Source organism: Streptomyces sp. NPDC052299 (assembly GCF_040679335.1).
GTDB lineage: Bacteria > Actinomycetota > Actinomycetes > Streptomycetales > Streptomycetaceae > Streptomyces.
Window position 1 is genome coordinate 403,221 of the sequence record NZ_JBFAUP010000006.1, and the last position, 15,727, is coordinate 418,947.

General features: G+C 71.4%; 12 protein-coding genes. 11 read left to right on the top strand and 1 reads right to left on the bottom strand.

All coding sequences use genetic code 11. The features are described from left to right. Positions 1–53 precede the first annotated feature (53 nt). Entirely contained in the window at positions 54–3,608 is a 3,555-nt protein-coding gene (locus AB0L33_RS13640; protein ID WP_365680773.1) for a type I restriction endonuclease, read from the top strand. A 51-nt stretch (positions 3,609–3,659) separates the two neighbouring features. Further along, complete coding sequence (locus tag AB0L33_RS13645; RefSeq protein ID WP_365680774.1) at positions 3,660–4,394, top strand: YgjP-like metallopeptidase domain-containing protein; 735 nt, start codon at positions 3,660–3,662, stop codon at positions 4,392–4,394. Between the two features lie 142 nt (positions 4,395–4,536). Here the strand turns inward: AB0L33_RS13645 and AB0L33_RS13650 are convergent, their stop codons facing one another. Further along, on the bottom strand, positions 4,537–4,872 hold the full coding sequence (locus AB0L33_RS13650) for a DUF427 domain-containing protein (protein ID WP_365680776.1): 336 nt from the start codon (positions 4,870–4,872) through the stop codon (positions 4,537–4,539). Between the two features lie 77 nt (positions 4,873–4,949). Between AB0L33_RS13650 and AB0L33_RS13655 the strand changes: the two genes are divergently transcribed. The 9 genes from AB0L33_RS13655 (at position 4,950) to gatB (ending at position 15,592) form a co-directional block, all read left to right on the top strand. After that, on the top strand, positions 4,950–5,489 hold the full coding sequence (locus AB0L33_RS13655; RefSeq protein WP_365680779.1) for a TIGR00730 family Rossman fold protein: 540 nt from the start codon (positions 4,950–4,952) through the stop codon (positions 5,487–5,489). Between the two features lie 43 nt (positions 5,490–5,532). Then, positions 5,533–6,222 (top strand): SDR family oxidoreductase, encoded by a 690-nt coding sequence (locus AB0L33_RS13660; RefSeq protein ID WP_143619562.1) that lies wholly within the window; start codon positions 5,533–5,535, stop codon positions 6,220–6,222. Between the two features lie 29 nt (positions 6,223–6,251). Next, positions 6,252–7,277 carry a methionine synthase gene (locus AB0L33_RS13665; RefSeq protein WP_365680783.1) on the top strand — a complete coding sequence of 342 codons (1,026 nt, stop codon included), beginning with the start codon at positions 6,252–6,254 and terminating at the stop codon, positions 7,275–7,277. A 30-nt stretch (positions 7,278–7,307) separates the two neighbouring features. Then, positions 7,308–9,512, top strand: a complete 2,205-nt coding sequence (gene ligA / locus AB0L33_RS13670; protein ID WP_365680785.1) for an NAD-dependent DNA ligase LigA — start codon at positions 7,308–7,310, stop codon at positions 9,510–9,512. 239 nt (positions 9,513–9,751) lie between these two features. Next, entirely contained in the window at positions 9,752–11,920 is a 2,169-nt protein-coding gene (locus tag AB0L33_RS13675) for a bifunctional diguanylate cyclase/phosphodiesterase (protein WP_365680787.1), read from the top strand. A 104-nt stretch (positions 11,921–12,024) separates the two neighbouring features. Further along, positions 12,025–12,321, top strand: a complete 297-nt coding sequence (gatC, locus tag AB0L33_RS13680) for an Asp-tRNA(Asn)/Glu-tRNA(Gln) amidotransferase subunit GatC (RefSeq protein ID WP_018102521.1) — start codon at positions 12,025–12,027, stop codon at positions 12,319–12,321. A 5-nt stretch (positions 12,322–12,326) separates the two neighbouring features. Then, entirely contained in the window at positions 12,327–13,829 is a 1,503-nt protein-coding gene (gene gatA, locus AB0L33_RS13685) for an Asp-tRNA(Asn)/Glu-tRNA(Gln) amidotransferase subunit GatA (protein ID WP_365680789.1), read from the top strand. Beyond that, entirely contained in the window at positions 13,826–14,068 is a 243-nt protein-coding gene (locus AB0L33_RS13690; protein WP_143619552.1) for a hypothetical protein, read from the top strand. The genes gatA and AB0L33_RS13690 overlap by 4 nt, the downstream gene beginning before the upstream one ends. 15 nt (positions 14,069–14,083) lie before the next feature. Further along, on the top strand, positions 14,084–15,592 hold the full coding sequence (gene gatB / locus AB0L33_RS13695) for an Asp-tRNA(Asn)/Glu-tRNA(Gln) amidotransferase subunit GatB (RefSeq protein ID WP_365680792.1): 1,509 nt from the start codon (positions 14,084–14,086) through the stop codon (positions 15,590–15,592). The last annotated feature ends 135 nt before the right edge of the window (positions 15,593–15,727 follow it).

Here is a 15,727-nt window from a genome sequence, read left to right on the forward strand (position 1 = left end):
ACCCATACGGGTGCAGCGGGGCGTAAGGTGACGGGCGCGCGGGGAGGCCGGGCATGGGGCAGCCGGAGTACGACAAGACCGAGCGGCCGCTGACCAGGCAGTTGACGGCCATGGGGTGGACGCACCTCGAAGGCGGTCAGCCGCACGGCACGGTCACCGAGCCGGGCCCCTCAGGACGTCAGAGTTTCCAGGACGTCGTCTACGCGCAACGGTTCCGGGCCGCCGTGGCCCGGATCAACCCCGGCCCCCACGGCAAGACCTGGTTGTCCGACGCGCAGCTGGATCACCTCTTCGCCCGGGTGTGCGGTACGGCGCCGGGATTCGGCAGCCCGGGACGAGGTGTCGCGGGCAACCTGGACGTTACCGAGCTTCTCCGTAACGGGGTCAATGCCCGCACCGTCCCCGGCTGGACCAAGGGCGACCCGGAGCACATCAAGCTGGTCGACTGGGATGGCGAGTTCGAACACGGCAACGACTTCCTCGCCGTCTCGCAGTTCCGGGTGGAACGCAAGAACGCCGAACCCGTCATTCCGGACATCGTCCTGTTCGTCAACGGCTTGCCGTGGGTCGTCATCGAGTGCAAGGCGCCCCTGGTCTCCGCCCGGCAGGAACAGCGCGCGGCGCTGGACGCGGCCGTCGAGCAGGTCATCGGGTACGCCGGCGTGGATGCGCCGAAGCCCGTCGCGGAGTTCGTGCGCTTCGCCCAGGTGCTGATCGGAACGGATCGCGACCACGCGGAGCTCGGGACAGTCACTGCCGACTCGCTGCGCTTCGCTCCCTGGCGCACCACCCTGCCCGCCACCGAGGGGCAGGTGCGGGAGGAGACCGGCAGAGGCAGGAGCGCCACGCTGAGCGACCAGGACGTCCTGGTGGCCGGCGTGCTGAGGCCGGCACATCTGCTGTCCCTGGTACGGGACTTCACCACGCAGGCCGGCAGCGGTCCTCGAACCGTCAAGATCATCGGCCGCTACCCGCAGTTCAAGGCCGTCCACAAACTGGCGCAGCGCCTGCTGGAACGAGGCAGGAAGGTCGACGCCGGTGAGCCGGTTGACCAGCGGGGCGGAGTCGTCTGGCATACCCAGGGCTCGGGGAAGAGCCTCACCATGGCCTTCCTCGTCCGTCATCTCCGCAGCACACCCGGTCTCAAGGACCACAAGGTCGTCGTGGTGACGGACCGGCTCGACCTGGAGAAGCAGATCCGCGGGAGTCTCGCGGCGAGCAACCAGAAGATCTATCGTGCGTCCAGCGTGGCGCAGGCGCGCAGCTACCTCGCGGTACCCGTGCCCGACCTCGTACTCGTCACCCTGCAGAAGGCGCGCAGGGACGACACAGCGTACGACGGGAGGGAGGAGCGGCTTCCCGGCAGCGGTGACGACGGCCACGTACACAACAACGTGGAGAACCCGAGCTCCGACATCGTGGTCCTGATCGACGAGGCTCACCGAGGACAGGCCCTGTGGCAGCACGCGCGACTGCGCGCCATGCTCCCGAACGCCATGATGGTCGGCTTCACCGGAACCCCGATCCTCAGCGAGGACCGGAAGACCACCGAGGACATCTTCGGACCCTTCGCCGATCTCTACACCCTGCGTGACGCGGAGCGGGACGGTGCCGTGGTGCCGGTGCGCTACGAGGCGTACAGCGTCCCGTTGGAAGTGATCGAGAAGGCGGCGCTGGACGCCGAATTCGACGAGAAGGTGCCCGACGACCCCGAGGAACGCAACCGGGTCCTGGAGAAGTTCGCCCGGCGCAAGGAGATTCTCGAAGCGCCCTCCGTGATCGAGGCAAAGGCCGACTACATCTTGCGGCACTGGGCCAGGACCGCGCTGCCCGATCGCTACGGCGCGCAGCTCGCCACCGTGTCACGGCTGGCGGCGGTCCGCTACCGCGATGCTCTCCTGGCGGCACGTGACCGTCTGGTGGAACGCATCGACGCCCTCGAACCGGCAGACGTCCACGACCCGATGGCGGCCTTCGAGGCCGAAGGGGAGAGGCGTGAGCTGCTGGACCTGGTCGCTCACCGGGACCTCCTGCGGTCCATCGACGCCGCCGTCGTCATTTCCGAGGCCCAGCCGAACAGTGGTCGTAAAGACCCCGAGGCATGGAAGCGCTGGACCTCGAAGTCTCAGCAGGACGACTACATCGAGCGTTTCCAGAAGGGCCTGGGTGACCCGCTTGCCGCTGCCGAGGACCCCGCATGGAAGGTGTCCGCCCACGGGACATCGGCCTCCGGACTGGGCACGCCCGGCGGGATGAGGGAGGAGTGGCACGAGGACGGGCAGTCGCTGGACCTGCCGGTGGATGCGAGCGAGGAACCGGGCGAGGCGCCCATGGCCTTCCTGGTCGTGCAGTCGATGCTGCTCACCGGCTTCGACGCCCCCGTTGAGCAGGTGCTTTATCTCGACCGAGCCCTGACCGGCGCGGGGCTGCTCCAAGCAGTCGCCCGCACGAACCGCCCTTATGGGACGAAGCGCTGGGGGCAGGTCGTCGACTTCATCGGTATCGGTTCGGAACTCACCCGCTCGCTCGGGGAGTACGAGAAGGCGCACCTGCGCGAGCTGTACGGCTACGACACCTCTGTCGACCACCTCGACAGGGCAACCTTCACGGGTGCCCAGCCGGTCCGGGACCGGCTGCTGCTTCAGGCCGACGCCGCGGCTGAGGCCCTGCTCGCAGATCTGCGTACCCGTATCTCCGAATTCCTGGGCGGAGTGGGCATCGCCTCACTCGATGGGGAGGAGCAGCGCGAGGACCTGCTGGCCACGCTGGAGGACCCGCTGCTCCGCGCTGATTTCGACGAGCTCGCACGTGACTTCCTCACCGCCCTCAACGCCGTACTGCCACGGCCGGAGGCCCTGAAGTACGAGTTGTTGGCCCGCCTCATCGGTGAGGTCCAGTACCTGGCCCGTCGCCGCTACCTCGACGGGCGCGACGACTTCAGCCCGCGCCGCTACGGTGCCAAGATCCGGCAACTGATGGCACGACACCTGAAGGTGACGAAGATCGAGCAGCGGGTTCCCCCCGTCGACCTCACCGCACCGGACTTCATGGAGAGGGTCACTGCCAACAGCGACCCGCGCGCCCGCGTCTCCTACATGACCGGTTCGGTCAAGGTGCGCATCGCGGCCGAGATCGGCTCCGACCGGTCTCGCTACACCCGCTTCAGCCGACGTCTCGACGAGATCGTGCAGCAGATGGGGGACGACTTCGAGAAGGCTGCCGCCGAGCTTTCTCAACTGGTCGGCGACATGAACACGGACGGGGCCGAGGACACCAGCGCCGGCAGGGGACTCGATCCATTGACCGAGCGGCCTGTGCACGGGTTGCTGGTCCAAGAGCTGGTGCAGGGTGCAACAACTCCGCCCGGTGTCGATCTGGTAGCCGCGGCTCGCGCCCTCACCGCCGATATCGTCGGCCACGTGCGCTCCCCGGACATCGTGTACCTCCCGGACACCCGGGACCGGGTACGCAAGCACTTGCGCGACAGCGTGGAGAGGCACGTCGCCCTGGACTGGGAGGACACCGGTCCCCTCGCCGGGCTCCTCGTGGAATTGGCCGTGGAGCGGCGTGACGACTTCCTGCGGTACGGGGAGAGGAAAGGGCGCTGAGCGAGGGGCACCCCGCAGGGAATGCGTGTGGTCGGATGGTAGGAATGCCCTGTGAGTACTCCCGTTCGCCAGGCGATCGAGGCGCTCCTCGCGCCGGGGGAGTGGACGTGGGACGTCGTCGTGCGGCCCCGGCGTCGCACCCTGGGCATCGAGGTGGACGACGACGGGGACGTCCTGTTCGCCGTGCCACAGGACGCCGACCCGGCCGCCGTCGCGCAGGCTGTACGGGTCCGGCTGCCGCGCCTGGCCCGCGAGGTCCGGCAGAGGCGAACCAGGCCGGATGAGCCGGTCAAGGAACTTGTCGGCGGCACCGGTTTCAGCTACCTCGGCCGGAGGCACCGGTTGAAGCTCCGTGCCCCGGGGGAGGCCGGTCGCGTGAGGCTGCACCGAGGATGGCTGGAGCTGCCCCAGCCGCGCGCGGCCGACGATGGCGCGCGTTTGATCGTCCAGTGGTACGAGGCGTGCGGCACCCGGTGGCTTGCAGCGCGGCTGCCCTCATACGCGTCGCGTATCGGGGTGCCGACGCCCGGGGTCGAGGCCCGTGATCTGGGGCTCAGGTGGGGAGCACTGGGGCAGGACGGCACCATCACTGTGCACTGGGCGGTCATGCAACTGCCTCCGGCGTTGGTGGACCTGGTCCTGGTCCATGAACTCTGCCACCTGCGCGCACCCGGGCACGGGGCCGCGTTCCGTCGCCAGATGAGACTTGTTTTTCCGGACGTCGAAGCCCGCGAGAGACTGTTCGACGGCTCTGAGCCCGCGCTCTGGCGTGGAGCGGTGCGGTGACGCTCTCACCGTGGGAACTGCCGGCTCCCCCGCGCTGCCACGCCCGACCCCAGTACGGGCGTGGCAGCGCGGGGCCATTTCGTGGCGGGGCCACGGATATCAGGGTCCGCCACAGCGGCTCCCGCCGCATCCCGGCGCCATGTCAGCGCGCGATCAGCTCCGTGTCGTAGAAGCAGAAGTGGTCCTTGATGGCCGCCACTTCGGCCTTCGGCTCCTCGTACACCCAGACCAGATCCGCCGCCCCGGGCAGCGACCAGTAGGACGCGTCCCCCTTGAACGGGCAGTGGGTGCGGGTCTCCGACGGCGTCAGCAGCTCCGTGCGGACGTCCTCCGGCGGCAGGTAGTAGCGGACCGGGCAGCCGGTCTCGCGCAGGACGAGCGGACGGCGGCTCTCGGCGAGCAGCAGTCCGTCGCGTACCACGCGGACGTGCTCGGTTCCGGGCTCGACGGTGATGCGGTGTCCTCGGGTGGCAGTCATACCTCTCACAGCCGCTCCGGGCGCGGGATTCTTCCCCGGGCACGGGCCCGCGAGCGGCGGGCCGTACCGTGGCAGGCATGAACATCTGCGTCTTCCTCTCCGCCGCCGACCTCCCCGACCGCTACACCGTCCCCGCCCGCGAATTCGCCGAGCTGCTGGGGCGCGGCGGGCACACCCTGGTCTGGGGCGGTTCCGAGAGCGGCCTGATGAAGGTCGTCGCCGACGGGGTCCAGGAGGCGGGCGGCAGACTGGTCGGCGTCTCCGTGGACTTCCTGGCCGCCAAGGCGCGGACCAACGCCGACGAGATGGTCATCGCCCGCGACCTCGCCGAGCGCAAGGCGCTCCTGCTCGCGAAGTCCGACGCGATCGTGATCATGGTCGGCGGCACCGGAACGCTGGACGAGGCGACCGAGATCCTGGAGCTGAAGAAGCACGGCAAGCACACCAAGCCGGTCGTCCTGCTCAACACCGCCGGTTTCTACGACGGCCTGCGCGAGCAGTTCCAGCGCATGGAGGACGAGGGCTTCCTGCCCCTCCCGCTGACCGAGCTGGTCTTCTTCGCGGAGGACGGCGTCGGCGCCCTGGCCTATCTGGAGGAGTCGGCCGGCCTGCAGTGACGTGACGTACGGGGCCCGGGCGGCGGGTGCGACGATGGGGGCCATGTCCACTCACCTCATCACCGGTGCCGGTTCCGGCATCGGCGCAGCGGTCGCCCGGCGTCTCACCGAACGCGGGGACGACCTCGTCCTGCTGGCCCGCGACGCGGGCCGCGCCAAGGAGCTCGCCGCGCTCCACCCCGGCGCCCGCACCCTCGTCGGCGACCTGTCCAACCCGGACCGGCTCTCCTGGGCCCTCGCCCAGCAGACCGTGCCGGAACGGCTCGACTCGCTGCTGCACATCGCGGGCGTGGTCGAGCTCGGCCCGGTCGGTGAGCTGACCCCCAAGGCCTGGCACCACCAGCTCAACGCCAACCTCGTCGCCCCCGCCGAGCTGACCCGGCTCACGCTGCCCCAGCTCCGCGTCGCCCAGGGCCACGTCCTGTTCGTCAACTCCGGCGCAGGGCTCTCCGCGAGCCCCGAGTGGAGCGCGTACGCCGCCAGCAAGCACGGCCTGAAGGCGCTCGCGGACTCGCTGCGCCACGAGGAGCACGGCAACGGCGTCCGCGTCACGACCGTCTACCCGGGCCGCACCGCCAGCCCCATGCAGGAGAAGGTCCACCGGCAGGAGGGCAAGGAGTACGACCCCGCCCGCTGGATCGACCCCGAGTCCGTGGCGACCACCATCCTGATGGCGCTCGACCTGCCCCGGGACGCCGAGGTCAACGACCTCACCGTCCGCCCCGGCCGCTGAGTGCCCCCGCGCGCCCGTAGGCTTCCCGCGTGAGCGAGATCAACGAGTTCAGGCACTGCCCGGCCACCGGGATCGGATCGATGCCCGGGGGAGACGCCCGGGAGGCGGCGAAGACCGTCACCGGCTCCTTCGGCGACGGCGAGGGCATGCCGTATCTGGCGGAACTCCCGGCGCGCGGGCCCGGCGCCGACATGACCGGCCGCACCGTCGGACTGCTCTCCGAGCTGTACGGGCACGTCGAGCCGAGCGGCTGGCGGATCAGCGACCGGCCCGGCCGCGACACCCGCCGGGCCCGGTCCTGGCTCGGCGAGGACCTGGACGCCCTGGAGGAGTTCACCCAGGGCTACCAGGGCCCGCTCAAGGTCCAGGCCGTCGGGCCCTGGACGCTGGCCGCCGCCCTGGAACGCCGGGGCGGCGAGGCGTTCCTCGGTGACCCGGGCGCCTGCCGCGACCTCGCGGAATCGCTCGCCGAGGGGCTGCGCGGCCACCTCGCCGAGGTGCGCCGCCGGGTGCCCGGCGCGCGGCTCGCCCTCCAGCTCGACGAGCCCTCCCTCACCGCCGTACTGCGCGGCCGGGTCAGGACCGCCAGCGGCTACCGCACCCATCGCGCGGTGGACCGCCAGATCGTGGAGGCCACCCTGCGCGAGGTGCTCGCGGCGGCCGGGGAGGCCGCCACTCTCGTGCACACCTGCGCCCCCGAGGTGCCGTTCGCGCTGCTGCGCCGGGCCGGGGCGGACGGCATCTCCTTCGACCTCTCCCTGCTCACCGAGCGTGAGGAGGAGGCCGTCGGGGAAGCCGTCGAAGGCGGCACCCGGATGTTCTTCGGAGTCGTACCGGGCACCGACCCGGCCTCGGGCCGATTGTCCGACCCGGGCGGTAGCGTCATGGGTGTCAGGACGCTGTGGCGCAGGCTGGGGCTGAATCCGGGGACTCTGACCGAGTCCGTGACGGTCACCCCCTCGTGCGGACTCGCGGGTGCGTCGCCCGCGTACGCACGGGCCGCGCTCGCCCACTGCGCCCGGGCCGCGAGATCGCTCGCGGACAACCCTGAGTAGCGGGACGCTGGGTAACGGGAGGACGGGACGATGGCCGGCGAAGAGCAGACGGCGGTGCCAGCAGAGGCGCAGGAGAGGCACAAGCTCCTCGCGGAGCAGATCGAGGAGCACCGCTTCCGGTATTACGTGAACGACCAGCCGGTCGTCAGCGACGCCGAGTTCGACCGGCTGATGCGCGAGCTGGAGGCCCTGGAGGACGCCCACCCCCCGCTGCGCACCCCGGACTCGCCGACCCAGAAGGTCGCCGGTCCCTACCGCACGGAATTCACCTCGGTCGAGCACCGCGAGCCCATGCTGTCCCTGGACAACGCCTTCGACGACGAGGAACTGGCCGCCTGGGGCGAGCGCGTCGCCCGGGACGTCGGTGCGCCCGGCTACCACTTCCTGTGCGAGCTGAAGATCGACGGCCTCGCCGTCAACCTCACGTACGAGCACGGCGTGCTGACCCGCGCCGCCACCCGGGGCGACGGCCGCACCGGCGAGGACATCACGCCCAACGTCCGCACCATCGCGGACATCCCGCACCGGCTCAAGGGCGACCGCGTCCCGCCGCTGGTCGAGGTCCGTGGCGAGGTCTTCTTCCCGATGGAGGGGTTCGAGGAGCTGAACGCCCGGCTGGTGGAGGCCGACGACAAGCCCTTCGCCAACCCCCGCAACGCGGCGGCCGGTTCGCTGCGCCAGAAGGACCCGAAGGTCACGGCGACGCGCCCGCTGCACATGGTGGTCCACGGCATCGGCGCCCGCGAGGGCTTCGACATCGACTGCCTCTCGCACGCCTACGACCTGCTGCGCGAGTGGGGCCTGCCCACCGCCAAGTACAACAAGGTGGTCGACTCCCTCGAAGACGTACGGGAGTTCATCGCGTACTTCGGCGAGCACCGGCACTCCGTGGAGCACGAGATCGACGGCGTCGTCGTCAAGCTGGACGAGATCCCGCTCCAGGGGCGGCTCGGCTCCACCTCCCGCGCCCCGCGCTGGGCCATCGCCTGGAAGTACGCGCCGGAGGAGGTCAACACCAAGCTGGTCAACATCCGCGTCGGCGTCGGCCGCACCGGCCGCGTCACCCCGTACGCCCAGGTCGAGCCGGTCGTGGTGGCTGGCTCCGAGGTCGAGTTCGCCACCCTGCACAACCAGAACGTGGTCAAGGCGAAGGGCGTCCTGATCGGCGACACGGTGGTGCTCCGCAAGGCCGGGGACGTGATCCCGGAGATCCTCGGCCCCGTCGTGGACCTCCGCGACGGCACCGAGCGGGCGTTCGTCATGCCGGACCACTGCCCCGAGTGCGGCACGGAGCTGAAGCCCATGAAGGAGGCGGACGTCGACGTCCGCTGCCCCAACGCCCGCTCCTGCCCCGCCCAGCTGCGCGAGCGCGTCTCCTATCTCGCCGGCCGCAAGTGCCTCGACATCGACCACTTCGGTTACGTGGTCGCCGCCGCGCTGACCGCGCCGCTGGAGCCCGCCGAACCGCCGCTGCGCGACGAGGGCGACCTCTTCGGGCTCACCGTGGACCAGCTGCTGCCGATCCGGGCCTACGTCCTCGACCCGGACAGCGGGCTGCCCAAGCGCGACCCGAAGACCGGCGAGGAGAAGATCGCCCGGGTCTTCGCCAACCAGCAGGGCGAGCCCAAGAAGAACGCCCTCGCGATGCTCGACGCCATCGCGGCGGCCAAGGAGGCCCCGCTGGCCCGGATCCTCACCGGGCTCTCCATCCGCCATGTCGGCCCGGTCGCGGCGCGGGAGCTGGCCCGCCAGTTCCGGTCCATCGACCGCATCGAGGAGGCCACCGAACAGGAGCTGGCCGACGCCGACGGGGTCGGGCCCATCATCGCCGCCTCGGTCAAGCAGTGGTTCGCCGAGGACTGGCACCGCGAGATCCTGCGCAAGTGGCGCGAGGCCGGCGTCCGGATGGAGGACGAGGGCGCCGGCGAGGACGAGGGCCCCCGCCCCCTCGAAGGGCTGACCGTCGTGGTCACGGGCACCCTGACCGGGCACACCAGGGATGGCGCGAAAGAAGCCCTGCAGAGCCGGGGAGCGAAGGTCACCGGTTCCGTTTCCAAGAAGACCGCCTTCGTCGTCGTCGGTGACAACCCCGGCTCCAAGTACGACAAAGCGGTCCAGCTGAAGGTCCCCGTGCTGGACGAGACCGGCTTCGCCGTCCTCCTCGACGAGGGTCCGGACGCGGCCCGCGAGGCGGCGGTTCCGGCGGAGGGCGGGGGAGGGGCGCCCGGAGAGTGAGCGTCCCGCCGACGCACCGTCGGCGTCACCCGATCGGCGGGGCACCCCCTATCAGATGCTGACGGACAGTCGGTTCGCATTCGGGCAAGAGCGGTAGACCGCTGCCCGTAGCAGCCCTCCGCGGCCTACTGTGGTCGGACACGCCCTCGAACCTGGCCACCGGGCGGGGCCGGGGTGCGTCGTGGCACGGCACGCATTCATCGGGTGACATCGGCATCGCCGGCTGTGAGAGGGACGGAATGAAACCGACCGAGAGCGCCGCACCGGTGGCGCGGCTGCAAGGTTTCTTGGGACCCGCGCCCAAAGTGGGCGCCGTCGTGGTGGGCCTTGCCACGGTCCAGCTCGCGACGGGATTCTCCCGGGCCCTCAGCGAAGGGCGCGCCCTCTTCCCGGACGGCCGGGCCGGCTGGTCGCTGGCCGTCCTCACCGGCATCGTCGTCGGCCACCTCGTCGCACTCGGCCGGGACCGCTGGTGGGGCGGCACCGGCTCCGGCGCCGCCCTCACCCTGGCCGTCCTGCTGCTGTACGGCTGGGTGCCCGCCGGACTGGTCAGCCTCGTCGTGGTCGTCCTCGTCGGCGTCGCCCGCAGACACCGCTGGTGGCAGGGGCTGCTGCACGGCGCCGTGGACATCCTCGGGGTCGGGGCGGCGGCCCTGGTGCTCGCCGCGTTCGGCGAGGTGCAGTCCGTCGAGACGCCGTGGCGGCCACTCGACTGGGGGATCGGCGCCGTTCCGGAGGTCCTGCTCGCCGCCTCCACCTATCTGCTCGTCACCCGGGTCCTGCTGTGGTGTTCGCGGGCCCAGCCGGGTGGCGGCCTGCCCACCGTCGCCCGCACCGCGCTGCTCCGCCAGGGCCTCGTCGCGGTCGCCCTGCTCGGCATCGCCCCGCTGATCTGCGTCGTCGCGATGGCCCGGCCGGTCCTGCTGCCGCTCTTCGCGGTGCCGCTGATCGCGCTCGACTCCACGCTGTGGATCGCCCGCGCCCGGGCCGAGGAGCAGCTGAAGGACCCGCTGACCGGGCTGCCCAACCGCCAGTGGCTGCTGGAGCGGACCTGGTCCGCCCTGGAGGAGGCGGAGAGCGTCGGCAGCCGGGCCGCCCTGGTCCTCATCGACCTCGACCGCTTCCGGGCCGTGAACGACACCCTCGGCCACCTGGCCGGCGACCGGCTGCTGCTCCAGATCGCCGAACGGCTCCGGCTCGCCCTGCCGCGCGGCGCGGAGGCGGCCCGGCTGGGCGGCGACGAGTTCGCCGTCCTGCTGCCCACCGCCGACTCCACCACCAGCGCCCAGCGCGTCGCCCGCCACCTGGTCGCCGAGCTGTCGTCCCCGCTGGACCTGGACGGGCTGACCCTGGTCCTGGAGGCCAGCGCCGGTGTCGCCGTCTTCCCGGACCACGCGGTGGACGCGGAGGGGCTGCTGCGCCGCGCCGACGTGGCGATGTACCAGGCCAAGCGGGACCGCACCGGCGTGGAGGTGTACGAGTCCAAGCGCGACAGCAACACCCCGGACCGGCTCGGCCTCCTCGGCGACCTGCGCCGCGCGCTGGACGCGGGCGAGGTGGAGCTGCACTACCAGCCCAAGGTCCGCTTCGACGGCCAGGTCGCCGGGCTCGAGGCGCTGGTCCGCTGGGTGCACCCGGAGCGCGGACGCGTGCCCCCGGACGAGTTCATCGCCATCGCGGAGTCCTCCGGGCTGATGCCGCACCTCACCGAGTACGTCCTGGAGACCGCGCTCGCCCAGGTCGCCCGCTGGCGGGCCCAGGGCCTCTTCGTGCCCGTAGCCGTCAACGTGTCGCCGCGCGACGTGCACACTCCCGGGTTCGCCGGCGGCGTCGCGGCCCGGCTCGCCCGGCACGGCGTCCCGGCGGGGGCGCTCCAGCTGGAGATAACGGAGCACGTGCTGCTGGAGGACCCGCAGCGGGCGGCGGACACGCTCGCCGGGCTGACCGGGCACGGCGTGAAGATGTCCCTGGACGACTTCGGCACCGGGTATTCCTCGCTGGTCCACCTGCGCCGGCTGCCGGTCAGCGAGCTGAAGATCGACCGCTCCTTCGTGGCCCGGCTCGCCATCGACCACGAGGACGCCGAGATCGTCCGCTGCACCATCGACCTGGCCCACTCGCTGGGCCTGCTGGTCGTGGCCGAGGGCGTCGAGGACGACGAGACCTGGGAGCGGCTGCGCGACCTGCGGTGCGACGCGGTGCAGGGCTGGCTGGTGGCCGCCGCGATGCCGCCCCAGGAGACCACCGCCTGGCTGCGGGCCCGGGGCGAGCACGGCTGGCGCCGCCCGGCGGAGCCGGCGGCGGGGGCGTCGGCCCCGGCCGCCGCCGCGACGCCCGCGACCCCGGCGCCCGAGCTGGAACAGCGCCCCTCGGGCCGCACGACGGGCCCGCGCCCGGCGACGACGTAGAAACCCTGTCCTCGGCCGTGTGGCCGACCCCATAGGATTGGGGCCCGGCGGCACGTTTCCACCTGCCCCCGGCAAACCACACACCAACCCCTGAGGATCGCTGCATGCCTGGCATCACGCGCGAGGAGGTCGCCCACCTCGCCCGGCTGGCGCGTCTGGAGCTGAAGGGCGAAGAGCTCGATCACTTCGCCGGACAGCTGGACGACATCATCGGCGCGGTCGCCCGCGTCTCCGAGGTCGCCGACCAAGACGTACCGCCGACCTCCCACCCGCTGCCGCTGACGAACGTCATGCGGGCGGACGTCGTCCGTCCGTCTCTCACCCCCGAGCAGGCGCTCTCCGGCGCCCCGGCCCAGGAGCAGCAGCGTTTCAAGGTGCCGCAGATCCTGGGGGAGGACTGACTGCCATGACCGACATCAGCAGCATCATCAAGCTCACCGCGGCCGAGATCGCCGCGAAGATCGCCTCCGGCGAGCTCACCGCCGTCCAGGTCACCGAGGCCCACCTCGCGCGGATCGACGCCGTGGACGAGAAGGTGCACGCCTTCCTGCACGTGGACCGCGAGGGCGCGCTCGCCCAGGCCCGTGCCGTGGACGCCAAGAAGGCGGCCGGCGAGAAGCTGGGCCCGCTGGCCGGCGTCCCGCTCGCGCTCAAGGACATCTTCACCACGAAGGACATGCCGACCACGGTCGGCTCGAAGATCCTCGAGGGCTGGGTCCCGCCGTACGACGCGACCCTCACGCAGAAGCTGAAGGCCGCCGACGTCGTCATCCTCGGCAAGACCAACATGGACGAGTTCGCCATGGGGTCCTCCACCGAGAACAGCGCCTACGGCCCGACCGGCAACCCCTGGGACCTCACCCGCATCCCGGGCGGCTCCGGCGGCGGCTCCTCGGCCGCCCTCGCCTCCTTCGAGGCGCCGCTCGCCATCGGCACGGACACCGGCGGCTCCATCCGCCAGCCCGCCGCCGTCACCGGCACGGTCGGCGTCAAGCCCACCTACGGCGGGGTGTCCCGCTACGGCATGGTCGCCTTCTCGTCCTCCCTCGACCAGGGCGGCCCCTGCGCCCGTACGGTCCTGGACGCGGCCCTGCTGCACGAGGCGATCGCCGGGCACGACCCGATGGACTCGACGTCGATCGACGCGCCGGTGCCGCCGGTCGTGGAGGCCGCGCGCAACGGTTCGGTGCAGGGCATGCGCGTCGGCGTCGTCAAGCAGTTCTCCGGCGAGGGCTACCAGGCCGGCGTCGTCCAGCGCTTCAACGAGTCGGTCGAGCTGCTGAAGTCGCTCGGCGCCACGGTCGTGGAGCTGGACTGCCCGACGTTCGACCTGGCCCTGTCGGCGTACTACCTGATCGCGCCGTCCGAGTGCTCCTCGAACCTCGCCCGGTTCGACGCCATGCGCTACGGCCTGCGCGTCGGGGACGACGGCACGAAGTCCGCCGAGGACGTCACCGCGCTCACCCGCGAGGCCGGTTTCGGCGACGAGGTCAAGCGCCGCATCATCCTCGGTACGTACGCGCTCAGCTCCGGCTACTACGACGCGTACTACGGCTCCGCGCAGAAGGTCCGTACGCTGATCACGCGCGAGTTCGAGCAGGCGTTCGAGCAGGTCGACGTGATCGTCTCGCCGACCACGCCGACCACCGCCTTCCCGATCGGCGAGCGCGCCGACGACCCGATGGCGATGTACCTGGCCGACCTGTGCACCATCCCGACCAACCTCGCCGGCAACGCCGCCATGTCGCTGCCCTGCGGCCTGGCCCCCGAGGACGGCCTGCCCGTCGGGCTCCAGATCATCGCCCCCGCGATGAAGGACGACAGGCTCTACAAGGTCGGAGCCGCCGTCGAGGCCGCTTTCGTGGAAAAGTGGGGACACCCGCTGCTCGAGGAGGCTCCGTCGCTATGAGCGCCATGACCAAGAAGGCCAAGAACTTCAAGAAGTCGAAGACCGGGCTGTACGTGTCCATGGGCACCACCGCCTTCGGTGCGCTGAGCGTCGCCAAGCAGGCGAAGCTGGCCCGCTCGGACAACGACACGCTGCGCCTCATCGACGCCGCCGTGTCCGCCGCGGCGATCGTGACCGGCCTCGCGATCCTCTATCGCGAACTGAAGCGTCTCGGCGACGACGACGTACTGCTGGGCTGAGAGGGAAAGTTTTCCGTGACTGTCATCGACCTGGAGTCGTACGAGGACGCCCTCGCGACGTACGACCCCGTCATGGGCCTTGAGGTCCATGTGGAGCTCGGCACCAAGACGAAGATGTTCTGCGGCTGCTCCACCGAGCTGGGGCAGGACGCCAACACGCAGACCTGCCCGGTCTGCCTCGGGCTGCCCGGCGCGCTGCCGGTCGTCAACGAGATCGGCGTGGAGTCCGCGATCAAGATCGGCCTCGCGCTGAACTGCGAGATCGCCGAGTGGTGCCGCTTCGCCCGGAAGAACTACTTCTATCCGGACATGCCGAAGAACTTCCAGACCTCCCAGTACGACGAGCCGATCGCCTTCAACGGCTATCTGGACGTCCAGCTGGAGGACGGCGAGGTCTTCCGGGTGCAGATCGAACGCGCCCACATGGAGGAGGACACCGGCAAGTCGACGCACGTCGGCGGCGCCACCGGCCGTATCCACGGCGCGTCCCACTCCCTGCTCGACTACAACCGCGCGGGCATCCCGCTCATCGAGATCGTCACCAAGCCGATCGAGGGAGCGGGCGCACGGGCCCCCGAGGTCGCCCGGGCGTACGTCGCCGAGCTGCGCGAGCTCATCAAGGCGCTCGGCGTCTCCGAGGCCCGCATGGAGATGGGCCAGATGCGCTGCGACGTCAACCTGTCGCTGCGCCCGAACGGCACCGAGACCTTCGGTACGCGCTCCGAGACGAAGAACGTGAACTCGCTGCGTTCCGTCGAGCGCGCCGCCCGATTCGAGATCCAGCGCCACGCCGCGGTGCTGAACTCCGGCGGCACGGTCGTGCAGGAGACCCGGCACTTCCACGAGGAGGACGGCTCCACCACGGCCGGCCGCATCAAGGACAACGCCGAGGACTACCGCTACTTCCCCGAGCCCGACCTCGTGCCGGTGGCCCCGGCCCGCGAGTGGGTCGAGGAGCTGCGCAAGGGCCTCCCCGAGCTGCCGCGCGTCCGCCGTGCCCGGCTCAAGGAGGAGTGGGGCGTCTCCGAGCACGACATGCAGTCCATCCTCAACGCGGGCGCGGTCGACCTGATCGTCGCCACGATCGAGGCGGGCGCCCCCGCGGACCAGGCCCGGAAGTGGTGGATGGGCGAGCTGGCCCGCAACGCCAACGAGACCGGCCGCGGCCTGGACGAGCTCCCCGTCACCCCGGCGCAGGTCGCCCGGGTCGCCGAGCTCGTCGCCGCGGGCGACCTCAACGACAAGCTCGCCCGCCAGGTCCTGGAGGGCGTGCTCGCCGGCGAGGGCGACCCGGACACCGTGGTCGAGAAGCGCGGCCTGAAGGTCGTCTCCGACGAGGGTGCGCTGTCCACCGCCGTGGACGAGGCCATCGCGGGCAACGCCGCCATCGCGGACAAGATCCGCGGCGGCAAGGTCGCGGCGGCCGGCGCCCTGGTCGGCGCGGTCATGAAGGCGACCCGGGGCCAGGCGGACGCGGCCCGCGTCCGCGAGCTGATCCTGGAGAAGCTGGGCGTCGAGGGCTGAGCCCTCCCGTGCGCCCCGAAGGGGTGGTGGGGGGGGGGGGGGGGGCGGGGCCCCCCCCCCCCCGCCGGGGGGGGGGGGGGGGGGGGGGCGCGGGGGGGGGTTACACCCGGGCGCGCCCCCGGCGGCCCCCCCCCC

Coding starts and splice junctions, on each gene's coding strand:
- AB0L33_RS13675 (WP_365680787.1), top strand. CDS start 9,752: ATGAAACCGACCGAGAGCGCCGCACCGGTGGCGCGGCTGCAAGGTTTC.
- AB0L33_RS13650 (WP_365680776.1), bottom strand. CDS start 4,872: ATGACTGCCACCCGAGGACACCGCATCACCGTCGAGCCCGGAACCGAG.
- AB0L33_RS13690 (WP_143619552.1), top strand. CDS start 13,826: ATGAGCGCCATGACCAAGAAGGCCAAGAACTTCAAGAAGTCGAAGACC.
- ligA (WP_365680785.1), top strand. CDS start 7,308: ATGGCCGGCGAAGAGCAGACGGCGGTGCCAGCAGAGGCGCAGGAGAGG.
- AB0L33_RS13640 (WP_365680773.1), top strand. CDS start 54: ATGGGGCAGCCGGAGTACGACAAGACCGAGCGGCCGCTGACCAGGCAG.
- AB0L33_RS13655 (WP_365680779.1), top strand. CDS start 4,950: ATGAACATCTGCGTCTTCCTCTCCGCCGCCGACCTCCCCGACCGCTAC.
- gatC (WP_018102521.1), top strand. CDS start 12,025: ATGCCTGGCATCACGCGCGAGGAGGTCGCCCACCTCGCCCGGCTGGCG.
- AB0L33_RS13660 (WP_143619562.1), top strand. CDS start 5,533: ATGTCCACTCACCTCATCACCGGTGCCGGTTCCGGCATCGGCGCAGCG.
- gatA (WP_365680789.1), top strand. CDS start 12,327: ATGACCGACATCAGCAGCATCATCAAGCTCACCGCGGCCGAGATCGCC.